The organism is Achromobacter pestifer, assembly GCF_013267355.1.
GTDB lineage: Bacteria > Pseudomonadota > Gammaproteobacteria > Burkholderiales > Burkholderiaceae_B > Achromobacter > Achromobacter pestifer_A.
The window spans coordinates 4,063,278-4,076,071 of sequence record NZ_CP053985.1 but is presented as its reverse complement, the minus strand read 5'-3'; the positions used below and the strand labels follow the sequence as shown (position 1 = coordinate 4,076,071).

Here is a 12,794-nt window from a genome sequence, read left to right as displayed (position 1 = left end):
AGCCCATCAGGAGCAAGCCATGTCCAAAATCATGCTCGTCACCGGCGGCGGCCGCGGCATCGGCGCCGCCGTCGCCAAGCTGGCCGCCCGCCGCGGATATGCGGTAGGCGTCAACTACCATGCCAACGCCGACGCCGCCCGCGCCGTGGTCGCGGATATCGTGCAGGGCGGCGGCCGCGCGGTCGCCCTGCAGGCCGACGTCTCGCAAGAGGACCAGGTGCTGCGCATGTACGGCGAACTGGATCAACAGCTGGGCCGCATCGACGCGCTGGTGAACAACGCCGGCATCCTGGAGCGGCAGATGCGCGTGGACCAGATGAGCGCCGACCGCCTGCTGCGCGTGCTGTCCACCAATGTGATCGGCTCCTTCCTGTGCGCCCGCGAGGCGGTGCGCCGCATGTCGACGCGCCACGGCGGCCAGGGCGGCGCCATCGTCAACGTCTCGTCCGCGGCCGCCCGCCTGGGCTCGCCCAACGAGTACGTGGACTACGCCGCCTCCAAGGGAGCCATGGACACGATGACCATAGGCCTGTCCAAGGAAGTCGCGCCGGAAGGCATCCGCGTCAACGGCGTGCGCCCCGGCACCATCTACACCGACATGCACGCCAGCGGCGGCGAACCCGGCCGCGTGGACCGCCTGAAGGGCGCGATTCCGCTGCGCCGCGGCGGCACCGTCGAAGAAGTGGCGGGCGCCGTGATGTGGCTGTTCTCGGACGAGGCCGGCTACACCAGCGGCTCCTTCATCGAGGTGTCCGGCGGCAACTGAGGCGCCTGCTGCGGACCTACTTGGCGTCGGTGGAGATGACGCCGTGTTCATGCCGGGCGGCGATGCGCGCCTCGACGCGCCGCAGCACCGCCAACACGAAGAGGGCCATCAGCGTGCTGACCACCGCGGTGGCCTCGCGCCCCATGCCCGCCGCGGCGCCTATGGCGGCCGTCATCCAGATGCCCGCCGCGGTAGTCAGTCCGCGGATCTCGCGCTCGCCGCTCAGCTTGATGATGGCGCCCGCGCCCAGGAAGCCAATGCCGGCGATCACGCCCTGCAGCACGCGGCTCAGGTCGCCGACTTCCATGCCGCCTTGCAGCGGCACCAGCACGAAGATCGCCGCCCCCAGCGCCACCAGCATGTGGGTGCGCAGGCCCGCATCCTTGCCGCTGCGCTCGCGCTCGTAGCCCAGCAAGCCACCCAGCAGCATCGCCACGCTCAGGCGCAGCACGATGCGGGTCGCCTCGCCCACATCGGGGATGTCGGCAAACTCGCTGCGCACGGTGGACCAGACTTCCAGCCAGATTTCCGTCATCGCCGCCCCCTCGTGGGAAATGGTCAGGCCAGCATAGCAGGCGCTGCGCGGCCGCCGCCATGCCGCGCACGCACTGGCACATGTGGGCACAACTGGTTTACAACCGAGCTGGCGTCGCGCGCAATCGCGGACGGAATCAACCGGAGGGTTACATGGATTTGCAGCTAGACGGTAAACGCGTGCTCATCACGGGCGCATCCAAGGGCATAGGTCTGGCCTGCGCGCTGGCCTTCGCCCGCGAAGGCGCCGAACCAATCCTGGTGGCGCGCGATGACGCGGCGCTGCGCGCGGCGGCCGAGACCATACGCGATGCGACCGGCAAGCAGGCGCGGGCCGTCACGCTGGACCTGGCTCAACCCGGCGCGGCGCAACGCCTGAGCCAGGAAGCGGGCAATATCGACATCCTGGTGAACAATGCCGGCGCGGTGCCGGGCGGCGCCATCGATCAGGTGCAGGACGAACGCTGGCGCGCCGGCTGGGAACTGAAGGTCCACGGCTACATCGATCTGGCCCGCCACTACTACCCACGCATGCGTGACGCCGGCGCGGGCGTCATCGCCAACATCATCGGCATGGCGGGCTCCGCGCCGCGCGCCGACTACATCTGCGGCGCGGCAGCCAATGCCTCGCTCATCGCCTTCACCCGCGCCCTGGGCGGGGATGCGCCGCGCCACGGCGTGCGCGTCTTCGGCGTGAACCCCTCGCGCACCCGCACCGACCGCGTGCTGACGCTGGCAAAACAGCGCGCCCAAGCGCGCTGGGGCGACGAAAGCCGCTGGCAGGAAACGCTGTCGGACCTGCCCTTCGGACGCCTGATGGAACCCGGCGAAGTGGCCGACATGATCGTGTTCGGCGCTTCGCCGCGCGCGGGCTACCTGAGCGGCACGGTGATAGACCTGGACGGCGGCGAGCAGTACACGCGCTGAACCTAGGCTGCCGGCCGCCAGCCCGCCAGCAGCGCCGGCAGCGAGTTCATGTCGGTGAACACGTGGGCCACGCCCACGTCGCGCAAAGCCTCGGCGCCGCTGTGCCCATTGGCGTCCGGACTGTATCCGAACACCGTGGCGCCGGCGGCCACCCCGGCTGTCGCACCGGTCACCGTATCTTCCACGATGGCGCAACGCTTGGGGTCCACGCCCAGCGCCTGCGCGGCCGCCAGGTACACGTCCGGATAAGGCTTGCTGCGCGGCATCTCATGGCCGCTGAAAACGCGCTCGCCAAAGCAGTCGGCGATGCCGACCTTGGCCAACTGCAGCTCCACCTTGCGGCGGTCCGCGCCCGAAGCCACGGCGATACGGCCGTCCAGCGCCTCGTGCAGGGCGCGCACCGCGTCCGGCGCGCCGGGGATCTCGACCAGATCGCGGTCCAGCGCGGCATTGCGGCGCAGGCGGAACTGGTCGAACCAGTCCGGCGTGATCGTGGCGCCCGTGCGGGACTCGATCAGCGGCAGCTCGTCCCTGACGGCCTTGCCCGTAAAGATCCGCATGGTTTCCGCATGCGTGATGCCCCAGCCCAATTCATTGAGCATCTCGGTCAGCACGCGGCTGGTGATGGGTTCGGAATCGACCAGGACGCCGTCGCAGTCGAACAGCACGGCATCGAAGGGAAAATCAGTCATTGCGGCAACATCGGGAGGTCCATGAAGCCGGTAAGCATACTGCAAGCCTCCTGCGCGACGCAGGAGGCTTGCGTCGCCTCAGGTCCCGAAGGCGGATCGCAAAGCCTGTCCTGCCAGGTCGAAAAGCCGCCGGGCGGCAGGGGTCAGGCCCAGCATATGGATGCAGGCGTGAACCATGCCTTCCAGCCTGTGGGCATGGACTGGAACGCCGGCGTCGCGCAGGCTCCGCGCATAGGCCTCGGCCTCGTCGCGCACGGGGTCGTACTCGCAGGCCAGCAGCGTTGCGGGCGGCAGGCCGGCCAGCGATTCCGCCCGCGCCGGCGAGGCGTAGGGCGAGGCGCCGTCGCGCTCATTGAGCAGGTATGTGAACCAGCAATAGCGCATGACCTCTTCGGTCAGGAAAAAATTCTGCCCATAGGTCCTGTACGACTCGGTTGAAAACGAATGGTCCAGCACCGGATACAGCAGCAGTTGGTGGGCGATGGCCGGACCGCCCCGGTCCCGCGCCATCAACGCTGCCGCGGCCGCAAGGTTGCCCCCCGCGCTGTCGCCACCCACCGCCACGCGGGCGGCATCGATGCGCAGGCTCTGGGCGTTTTCGCACACCCATTGCACGCCGCGATAGAAATCCTCGACCGGCACGGGGAACTTGTGCTCCGGCGCCAGGCGGTAGTCCACCGAAAACACCTTGCACTGCGTGGCGTTGGCCAGCGCCCGGCATGGATTGTCGTAGAGTTCCAGCGAACACTGGAACCAGCCGCCCCCGTGCGCATACACCAGGGCAGGCAAACCGGTTTCGCCTTCCTTGCCGGCGGGCGTGTAGGACCTGATCCGCAACGGCAGGCCCTGCCCGCGGACGGCCAGGTGCAGCTCCATCGCCCCGACCGCTACGTCCGGGCCCTGCAGCTTGCGCAGGCTGATTTCAGTCTCTGCCCGGATTTCTTCGAGCACCATGGGCCCCGACACCGCGGACAGACGGCTCAGATAGGCATTGATGCGAGGGTCGAGCGCCACGTTCAGCCCTCCCGCGACAGGAACGGGAGCAGGTGCTCCAGGAAGGCTTCATGGCATTCCTCGGTAACGAAGTGTCCGCAGTCGGCAATGATCGCCCCTTGCAGATCCCTGGCGTTCTCGCGCATGGTGATGAGCGGCGCGTCGCGGGTCGCATGCTCGGCGCCGATGGCCAGCGTGGGCATTTCCAGCATGCGCTTGGCGCGCAGCGCATTCTGCCGGATGGTCTCCGGGATGGCTCGGTAGTACGCGAATCCGCCGCGCAGCCCGCCGGGCGCCGCATAGGCGTCGATGTAGACCTCGGCCGCGACCCGGTCGCGGCGATGCGACCACTTGTCGAAGATGAAGGTCAGGTAGGCCTTCTCCCTGCCCGCGATCAGCGTCTCGGGCAGATCGTGCAACTGATTGAACATGAAGTGCCACAGAAAAATGTTCTCCTGCGGCGGCGCAAAGATCGTCGGCGCGGGCGCCAGGCCCGGTATGACGGCCTCGGTCAGGGCCAACCGGCTCACGGCCGCCGGAAAATCGCTGGCCAGCGCATAGGCCACCCACATGCCGATATCGTGGCCCACCACCTGGTAGCGCGCGTGGCCCAGCTGCGCCATCAACTGGTGCAGCGTGGCGGCGATCGCGCCGGTGTCATAGCCGGACGCCGGACGGTCGGAATCGCCGGTGCCCGGCGGATCCACCGCGATCGCCTGGAAGCCGGCCTGCGCCAGCGCCGCCATGACGTGGCGCCACGTGTACCAGGTCTGGGGCCATCCCGGAATCAACAGTACCGGCGTGCCCTGCCCGGCCATGGCGCAATGGATGCGGTGTCCGTCGACGAGGACGTACTGGTGCTCGAAGGCGTCGAAGGAAGAGTTCTGGTGTGTCATTGATGGTTCCCGATGCGGCGCGGGCCGCTCATGCGATGCCCAGCAGGGCGTTGATCTGTTGCTTGTCGATGGCGGCGCCGGCGAAATCGTCGAACACCTTGGACGTGACCGGAATGATGTGGCGGTTGATGAACTCCACGCCCTCGCGCGCGCCGGTCTCCTGGTCCTTCAGGCAGCATTCCCATTCCAGCGTGGCCCAGCCCTGATAGTCGTAGTGCGCCAGCTTCGAGAAGATCGCCTTGAAGTCCACCTGCCCGTCGCCCAGCGAGCGGAAGCGCCCGGCCCGGTTGATCCAGGACTGGTATCCGCCATAGATGCCTTGCCGGCCGGTCGGATTGAACTCCGCATCCTTCACATGGAACATGCGGATGTGGTCCTTGTAGATGTCCAGGTATTCCAGGTAGTTCAGTTGCTGCAGCACGAAGTGACTGGGGTCGAACAGGATGGCGCAGCGCGCGTGGTCGCCCACGCGTTCGCGGAACATCTCGAACGAAATGCCGTCGTGCAGGTCTTCGCTGGGATGGATCTCGAAGCACAGGTTCACGCCCTGCTCTTCGCACTCGTCCAGGACCGGCAGCCAACGTTTGGCAAGCTCATCGAACGCGGCTTCGATCAGGCCTTCGGGGCGTTGCGGAAACGGGAACAGATAGGGCCAGGCCAGCGAACCCGAGAACGTGCCCATGTCGGTCAGACCCAGCCTGCGCGATGCGCGTGCCGTATCCAACAGGCCTTGCCGCGCCCACGCCGTCCTGGCCTGCGGATTGCCCCGCGCCTGGGCCGGCGCAAAGTTGTCGACCATGGCGTCGTAGGCCGGATGCACCGCCAGCGACTGGCCGTAGATATGGCTGGTCAGCTCGCTGATCACCAGGCCATGACCGGCCAGCGTGCCCTTGATCTCGTCGCAATAGTCCTGGCTGACGGCCGCCGTCGCGCTGTCGAAGAAGCGCTGGTCCCAGGCCGGAATCTGCAAGGCCTTGAAGCCTACACCCGCCGCCCATTCGGCGATGGCGGGCAGGCTGTTGAACGGAGCGGCGGCGTCGCTGAACTGGGCCAGGTGCAGGCTGGGGCCTTTGATTGTTTGCATGACTGTTTAACCTAATTGTTTGTCGAACGACAAAGAATAGACGATGCCGGAAATCGGTGCAAGCGCAGGCTCCGCATGCCTGGCTGCGCACATGCGGCGTTACACTGCGCCTCAGTTCATTTCCACGAGACCGTCATGGCAGGCAGACCCAGAGAATTCGACCGCGACCTGGCGCTTCAGCAAGCAATGCTTGCATTCTGGAAGCAGGGCTACGAGGGCACTTCGATGGCGGATCTGGTGGCGGCGACGGGACTGGCTTCGGCACGTCTCTATGCGGCCTTCGGCTCCAAGCAGGAATTGTTCCGCGAAGCCGTGGAGCGCTACGAGGCAGGCGACGGCGCGTTCGCCGAAAAGGCGCTGGAAGGTACGGAAAGCGTGCGCGAAGCGATCGCCAAACTGCTGGCCGACGCCGTCGCTACCTACACCCGGCGCGGCCGTCCACAAGGCTGCATGGTGGTGTCGGCCGCCACCAATTACGCCGCCGAAAACGAAGCCGTCATGGCGTGGCTCACCACCCACCGCAAGGCGCGCACGCAGTCCATCATCGACCGGCTCGAAGCCGCGTTGAAGGCAGGCGAACTCAAACCCGGCACCGATGTGCAGGCCCTGGGCGATTACTACGCCGTCGTGCTGCACGGTCTCTCGGTACAAGCCCGCGACGGCGTGGGCAAGGCCCGCCTGCTGGCCATGATCCCGCCGGCCCTGAGCGCGCTGGACGCCGTCATGCGCTAGCCCGGTCTGGCGGCGGGCGCTACGCGAACGCCGGGCGCGGCGGCTCTTGTACGCCCGGCTAATGCGTCCCTTTATTTTCTACAATTGCATTTTGACAATTCAATATGCAAAATAGCGGGCATGGAAACCCCCATCGCCACGCCCCGGCACGCCAGTTTCACGCTGGACGACGCCCGTTACACCTACCTGGACCTGCCCGGCATGTACGGCGCCGAGTACTTCCGCCTGCCCGTGGTGTTGCGGCTGCTGCTGGAAAACGCGCAGCGCAACATGCAGGACGCGGAACGCGACGCCGCGGCCGCGGCGCTGTTCGGCTGGCTGGAGCGCGGCACGAGCGAGGCCGAAATCGCTTTCCAGCCCGGCCGCGTACTGATGCACGACACCACCAGCACCCCGGCGCTGGTCGACATCGCCGCGATGCGCGACGCCCTGGCCGAAGCCGGCGTCGATCCCGCCGCGCTGAACCCGGTGTTGCCCGTGGATGTATCCGTGGACCATTCGCTTGCGGTGCAGGCCTACGCACGCGCCGATGCCGCCGCGCTGAACCTGGACCTGGAACTGCGCCGCAACGCGGAGCGCTACCGCTTCCTGCGCTGGGCCGCCAAGGCCTTGTCCAATGTGCGCATCCATCCGCCGGGCACCGGCATCATGCACACCATCAACCTGGAGCAGCTGGCCACGGTGGTCTGCGCACGCGAAAGCGCCGAAGGCATCGCGCTGCATCCGGACATGATGATAGGCACCGACAGCCATACGCCCATGATCAACGGCATCGGCGTGCTGGGTTGGGGCGTGGGCGGACTGGAGGCGCAGACCGTGATGTTCGGCATGCCCACCCTGCTGCGCATCCCCGATGTGATCGGCGTGCGCCTGAGCGGCGCGCTGGCGGCCGGCGTCACTGCGACCGACCTGGCGCTGACCGTGACGCAGCGCCTGCGCGAGATCCAGGTGTCCGGAGAGTTCGTGGAATTCTTCGGGCCAGGCGTGGCCACGCTGCCGGCCGGCAGCCGTTGCGTGGTGGCCAACATGGCGCCCGAATACGGCGCCACCACGGGCTACTTCCCGATCGACGCCGAAACGCTGGCCTATCTGCGCCAGACGGGCCGGCCCGAATCGCTGATCGCGCAGGTGCAGGCCTATGCCGAACGCGCCGGCATCGCCTACGACCCCGCCGCCGCGCCGCGCTATACCCGCGTCGTCGACATCGCGCTGGACCGCGTGCAGATGCATGTGGCCGGCCCCAGACGGCCACAGGATCTGCATCCGTATGGGCACACCAAGGCCGTCCTGGCCGGGCTGGCGTCCAGCCCCACGCCGGCCACCGGCGGGCTCCCCCGCCACGCAATCGCCATCGCCGCCATCACCAGCTGCACCAACACCTCGGACCCGCGCCTGTTGACGGCCGCCGGCCTGCTGGCCCGCAAGGCGCGCCAGGCCGGCTTGCGCGTGCCCGCCTGGGTGAAGACCTCGCTGGCCCCAGGCTCGCCCGCGGCCGCTGCGTATCTGGCGCGCGCCGGGCTGCTGGACGACCTGGCCGCCGTGGGCTTTGACATCGTGGGCTACGGCTGCACCACCTGCATCGGCAATTCCGGGCCCCTGCCCGAAGCCGTACGCGAGGCCATGGCGGCCGGCTCGGTCCATCCCGTGGCGGTGCTGTCCGGCAACCGCAACTTCGCCGGCCGCATCCACCCGGACCTGGACTTGGGCTTCCTGATGTCGCCGGCATTGGTTATCGCCTTCGCGCTGGCGGGCGATGCCGAACGCGACCTGAGCCTGGAACCCGTGCAGACCGCGCCAGACGGGCGTCCCGTCCCTCTGCGCGAGCTGTGGCCGGACGACGCCGAGATCGACGCCGCGCTATCCGCCGGCCAGCAGCCGGCCGACTACCGCGCAGCCTTCCAGGCCGCCAGCGCCAACCCGTCATGGCAGACTCTGCAATCGCCGGATTCGGCGCGCTTTCCCTGGGACCCCGCCTCCACCGCGCTGCGCCGCCCGCCCTTCGCCAGCACCGCGGAGGCCAGCCAATTGGGCCGCTACACCGCGCATCCCCTGCTGGTGCTGGGCGACGACGTGACCACCGATCATCTGTCGCCCGCCAGCGCCATTCCGCCGGATAGCCCGATTGCGGACTTCCTGGTCGAACGCGGCGACGACCGCAACGATCTGAACGTCTTTGCATCGCGCCGCGGCAACTGGCAGGTGATGATGCGCGCGGCCTTCTACAGCAAAAGCCTCGCCAACCTGCTCTGTCCCGACGCGCCCGTGGGCCACACGCTGCACGCACCCAGCGGCCGCGTGGAGCCGATCTGGGAGGCCGCCGGCCGTTATGCACGGGCCGGCCAGCCGGTGGTCCTGGTGGCGGGCGAACGCTATGGCACGGGCTCCTCGCGCGACTGGGCCGCCAAGGGTCAGCGCCTGCTGGGCATACGCGCGGTGCTGGCGGTCAGTTTCGAACGTATCCACCGCTCCAACCTGATCGGCATGGGCATCCTGCCCCTGCGCCTGCCCGCGGGCGCCACGCCGGAGACACTGCGGATCCAGCCCGGCGACCAGATCGAGATCGATGCCCAGGCCGCCGCGCTGACGCCGCGCATGCCCGTGGCAGTGCGCATCCTGCGCGCCGGCGGCGCCGTCGACACCCTGCAGGCCACGGCCGCGGTCGAGACCCGGCTGGAAGTCAGGCTGCTGCGCATGGGCGGCGTCATTCCCGCTATCCTGTCGGACACCCTCCATTCCGCCGTCCGCAACGCATGAGCGCCCAAACCCATACCGCCGCGAAAATCCTGGCGCTGATCCAGGAGGATCGCCTGTCCGCGGGTGCGCACCTGAGTGCGCAGAAGATCGCCGACCGGCTGCGCCTGTCGCGCTCGCCGGTCAACGACGCGCTCGGCGTCCTGGAACAACGCGGCGTCGTTTCACGCAAACCCAACCGCGGCTACTTCCTGGAGCAGGGGCACGACACGCTGGCTGACCTGCGCGAAGATCTCGCGCCACCGTCCGCGGGCGACATCGTCACGCATAGCTACTTCAAACTGGCCGACGAACTGCTGCGCGGCGCCCTGCCCATGCAATGCAGCGAGGCGTTGCTGCGGGCGCGCTATGGCTTGACGGCTGCACAAGCCCAAGTCTTGCTGGAACGCATCTCGCAGGAAGGCTGGGTGCAGCGCAGGCCCGGCTACGGCTGGGAGTTTTCATCCATGATGACCACGCCCGACAGCCTGCTGCAGTCCTATCGACTGCGGCTGGCGCTGGAGCCGGCGGCGCTGCTGGAGCCCGGTTTTCGCATTGACAAGCAGGTGCTGGCGCGCTGCCGCGCCGCCGAAAAACACCTGCTGGACGGCGGCATCGCCACCGACACCGCCGACCAGTTGCATGAACGCGGGGTGCGCTTCCACGAATCACTGGTGGAAGCCTCGGGCAATCCTTTCTTCATCGACGCCATCAAGCGCGTCAACCGCGTGCGCCGGCTGCTTTCCTACCGCTCCATGCAAGACCGCAGCCGCTACACGCAGCATTGCGACCAGCACCTGGCCATCCTGGAGCTGCTGGAACACGAACGCAACGAAGAAGCCGCTGCGCAGTTGGCGGACCACCTGCGCAGCACGCTGGACAATCTGGCCCGTATCAGCGGGCTGCTGGCATCCTAGCGCCGGTCAGAAATCCATCGACGCGGACAGCATCAGCGTGCGCGGCACCCCTTGGGAAATCGTGCCATACGAGGCCACGCCCGACCAGTAAGCCCGGTTGAACACGTTGACCACATTGGCGCGCAGCGTGAGGTCCTTGCCATAGACCTTGGTGGCATAGCGCGCCCCCAGGTCGAACGTGGTCCACGACGGCACCGACTGGGTGTTGGCCTGATTGATGTATTCACTGCCGGTGTGCATCATGCTGCCGGTCAGGGTCAGGCCCGCAACCCAGGGCGTATCCCATTCCGCGCCCAGGTTCACCGACACCTTCGGCACGCCCACGGGCCGGTTGCCCACCACGGCCTTGTTGCCCGCGCGCGTCAGCTCCGCGTCCAGCCAGGTCACTCCGCCCAGCAGGCGCAGGCCGCGCCACGGTTCGCCGGCCAGGTTCAGCTCCAGCCCGCGATTGCGCTGCTCGCTGTCCGCGCCGTACACGCCGTTGGTCAACTGGCCGCTGGGCTTGGTGATCTCGAAGGCGCTCAAGGTCAGCATGGCGCTGTCCATGTCCACCTTCACGCCCACTTCCTTCTGCCTGGCCTTGTAGGGTTTGAACACCTGGCCGGCATTGGACGCGGTGGCCGGCGCCACATCGCCCTTGCTCAGGCCTTCGATGTAGTTGGCATACAGCGAGACATTGCTCCAGGGCTTGATGACGATGCCCGCCAGCGGCGTGGTTGCGCTTTCGTCATAGCTGACGGTACGCGCGCCGGTCGCGGCGTTGAAATTGCGGGACTGGATGCGCTGCTGGCGCACGCCCAGGGTCAGCTGCGCGCGCTCGTCCAGGATGCTGAGCGTATCGGCCAGCGCCAGGCCGGAAAGATCGGACGAGGAGATCTTGGGCACGTTGGCCGGCGCCGGGATGTGTTGCTCCGGCCGCGTGATCGGATGGTAGATGTTCGACGTGAGCGGCGTACCCATCACACTGGCCTGCGAATTCCGGTCGCTGTACAGGCTGCCCATGAAGCTGATGGCATGGCGCACCGGGCCTGTGTCCAGCTTGGCGCGCAGGCCTGCGTTGTAAGTGCTGCGGTTGACTTCGAACCTGAAGTTGTTCGGCGTGACCACCGTGTCGCCCGCCGCGTTGACGATGGTGGGCGTCTGGTCCGACAGGCGCGACACGTTCGTGTCCGAGCCGCCCGCGTCGGCGAACACCGTCAGGCGCTCGCTGATGTCGTACTCGACCCGCAGCAGCGCCGATTGCCCGTCGGATTTCCACCAGCCCCAGGGCTGGGTGGCGTTGCGCCGTCCGTCCGCTGCGTGCGGAACATCGATGCCGGCAGCCACCAGGAAGGGCCGCGTGGGCGCGTCGATCTTTTCATTCTGCGTCAGCAGGTCCAGCGAGGCGCGCAGCCGCTCGCCCTGGTAGTCCAGCGACAGCGCGCCGATGTCGGTGCGCGAATACAGATTGTCCAGCGGCGTATCGCCCTGGCGGTGCATGCCGTTGACGCGCACGCCCCACTCCCCATCCTTGCCGAAGCGGCGGCTCAGGTCCGCGCGCGCGCCGAATTGCGAGTCGCCCACATAGTCGGCGGACACGCGGCTCAGGTCCTGCGGCAGCGCCCGCTTGGGCACCATGTTGATCACGCCGCCCACGCCGCTGTTGGGCGACATGCCGTACAGCAGCGCGGCCGGCCCTTTCAGCACTTCGACCCGCTCGATGTAATCGGTGAAGACGTGATAGTTGGGCGCCACGCCATAAACCCCGTCAAAGGCGATTTCGCCCAGGTTGCCTTCGCCGATGGGAAAGCCCCGGATGTAGAACGAGTCAGTCACGCCGCCGATCTGCCCGGTAAAGCGCACCGAAGGCTCGACGTTCAGCGCGTCGGCCAGCGTTACCGCCTGACGGTTCGCCAGCAGGTCCGAGGTGTAGTTGGTGACGCTGAACGGCGTATCCATCACGTCGCGGTTGCCCAGCAGGCCCAGGCGTCCGCCCCTGGCCACCTGGCCGCCGTCGTATTCCGCCGGCAACGCGAAAGGAGCCGCGCCGGCGCCCGCGACGGTGACCGCGGGCAGCACGGTCGCCGACTCGTCCGCCCCCGACGGCAGCTTGCGCAGGGAATAGGCTCCGCCGCCCTGCTCCGACAAGCCATAGCCCGACCCTGACAGCAAACGGGAGAAGCCTTCCTTCACGCTGTAGTCGCCGTCCAGTCCGTTGCTGTGCAGTCCCGCCACCATGGCCGGATCGAACGACAGCGGCACGCCCGCGGCGGCGGCGAACCGGGCCAGCGCGTCGCCCAGAGGGCCTGCCGGGATCGCGTAGGCCTTGCGCGCCGCGGCGCTGACGGTGTCGGCGGCCAGCGCTGGCGGCGCCGTCCCCGCCGCGGCCAGCAAGGCCAAGCCCATGCCGGCGGCCCGCAACGTCGCCATCAGCGGCGGCAGGACGGCTGCGTCACGGGCCGGGCGTGGCGGACGGGAGATTCGGGAAACCATGAAGCTATCCTTCGTAAGGGTCTGGGTGGCGCGCGATACGCGGCGGTTCAC

At 68.0% G+C, this 12,794-nt stretch carries 11 protein-coding genes; 5 read left to right on the top strand and 6 right to left on the bottom strand.

Translation table 11 applies throughout. From position 1 onward, the window contains the following. Positions 1–19 precede the first annotated feature (19 nt). Positions 20–766 carry an SDR family oxidoreductase gene (locus FOC84_RS19450; protein WP_173145872.1) on the top strand — a complete coding sequence of 249 codons (747 nt, stop codon included), beginning with the start codon at positions 20–22 and terminating at the stop codon, positions 764–766. A 16-nt stretch (positions 767–782) separates the two neighbouring features. Here FOC84_RS19450 and FOC84_RS19445 read toward each other — a convergent pair whose 3' ends face one another. Beyond that, complete coding sequence (locus tag FOC84_RS19445; RefSeq protein ID WP_173145871.1) at positions 783–1,301, bottom strand: MgtC/SapB family protein; 519 nt, start codon at positions 1,299–1,301, stop codon at positions 783–785. A gap of 152 nt (positions 1,302–1,453) precedes the next feature. Here FOC84_RS19445 and FOC84_RS19440 point away from each other — a divergent pair, with 152 nt between their 5' ends. Beyond that, entirely contained in the window at positions 1,454–2,227 is a 774-nt protein-coding gene (locus tag FOC84_RS19440) for an SDR family oxidoreductase (RefSeq protein WP_173145870.1), read from the top strand. Positions 2,228–2,229: 2 nt separating this feature from the next. Here FOC84_RS19440 and FOC84_RS19435 read toward each other — a convergent pair whose 3' ends face one another. The 4 genes from FOC84_RS19435 to FOC84_RS19420 all read right to left on the bottom strand — a co-directional run bounded on the left by FOC84_RS19435 (position 2,230) and on the right by FOC84_RS19420 (position 5,892). After that, on the bottom strand, positions 2,230–2,919 hold the full coding sequence (locus FOC84_RS19435) for an HAD family hydrolase (protein WP_173145869.1): 690 nt from the start codon (positions 2,917–2,919) through the stop codon (positions 2,230–2,232). A 78-nt stretch (positions 2,920–2,997) separates the two neighbouring features. Then, on the bottom strand, positions 2,998–3,933 hold the full coding sequence (locus tag FOC84_RS19430; protein ID WP_173145868.1) for an alpha/beta hydrolase: 936 nt from the start codon (positions 3,931–3,933) through the stop codon (positions 2,998–3,000). A 2-nt stretch (positions 3,934–3,935) separates the two neighbouring features. Further along, positions 3,936–4,808 carry an alpha/beta fold hydrolase gene (locus tag FOC84_RS19425; RefSeq protein WP_173145867.1) on the bottom strand — a complete coding sequence of 291 codons (873 nt, stop codon included), beginning with the start codon at positions 4,806–4,808 and terminating at the stop codon, positions 3,936–3,938. Between the two features lie 28 nt (positions 4,809–4,836). After that, positions 4,837–5,892 (bottom strand): sugar phosphate isomerase/epimerase family protein, encoded by a 1,056-nt coding sequence (locus tag FOC84_RS19420; protein WP_173145866.1) that lies wholly within the window; start codon positions 5,890–5,892, stop codon positions 4,837–4,839. Positions 5,893–6,027: 135 nt separating this feature from the next. Here FOC84_RS19420 and FOC84_RS19415 point away from each other — a divergent pair, with 135 nt between their 5' ends. The 3 genes from FOC84_RS19415 (at position 6,028) to FOC84_RS19405 (ending at position 10,271) form a co-directional block, all read left to right on the top strand. Further along, the gene (locus tag FOC84_RS19415) at positions 6,028–6,624 is read left to right on the top strand and encodes a TetR/AcrR family transcriptional regulator (RefSeq protein WP_173145865.1); all 597 of its coding nucleotides are present in this window, start codon (positions 6,028–6,030) and stop codon (positions 6,622–6,624) included. A 120-nt stretch (positions 6,625–6,744) separates the two neighbouring features. Then, entirely contained in the window at positions 6,745–9,378 is a 2,634-nt protein-coding gene (gene acnA, locus FOC84_RS19410; RefSeq protein ID WP_173145864.1) for an aconitate hydratase AcnA, read from the top strand. Beyond that, positions 9,375–10,271 carry a GntR family transcriptional regulator gene (locus FOC84_RS19405; protein ID WP_173145863.1) on the top strand — a complete coding sequence of 299 codons (897 nt, stop codon included), beginning with the start codon at positions 9,375–9,377 and terminating at the stop codon, positions 10,269–10,271. The genes acnA and FOC84_RS19405 overlap by 4 nt, the downstream gene beginning before the upstream one ends. Before the next feature lie 6 nt (positions 10,272–10,277). Here FOC84_RS19405 and FOC84_RS19400 read toward each other — a convergent pair whose 3' ends face one another. Beyond that, positions 10,278–12,743 (bottom strand): TonB-dependent receptor, encoded by a 2,466-nt coding sequence (locus tag FOC84_RS19400; protein WP_173145862.1) that lies wholly within the window; start codon positions 12,741–12,743, stop codon positions 10,278–10,280. Positions 12,744–12,794 lie beyond the last annotated feature (51 nt).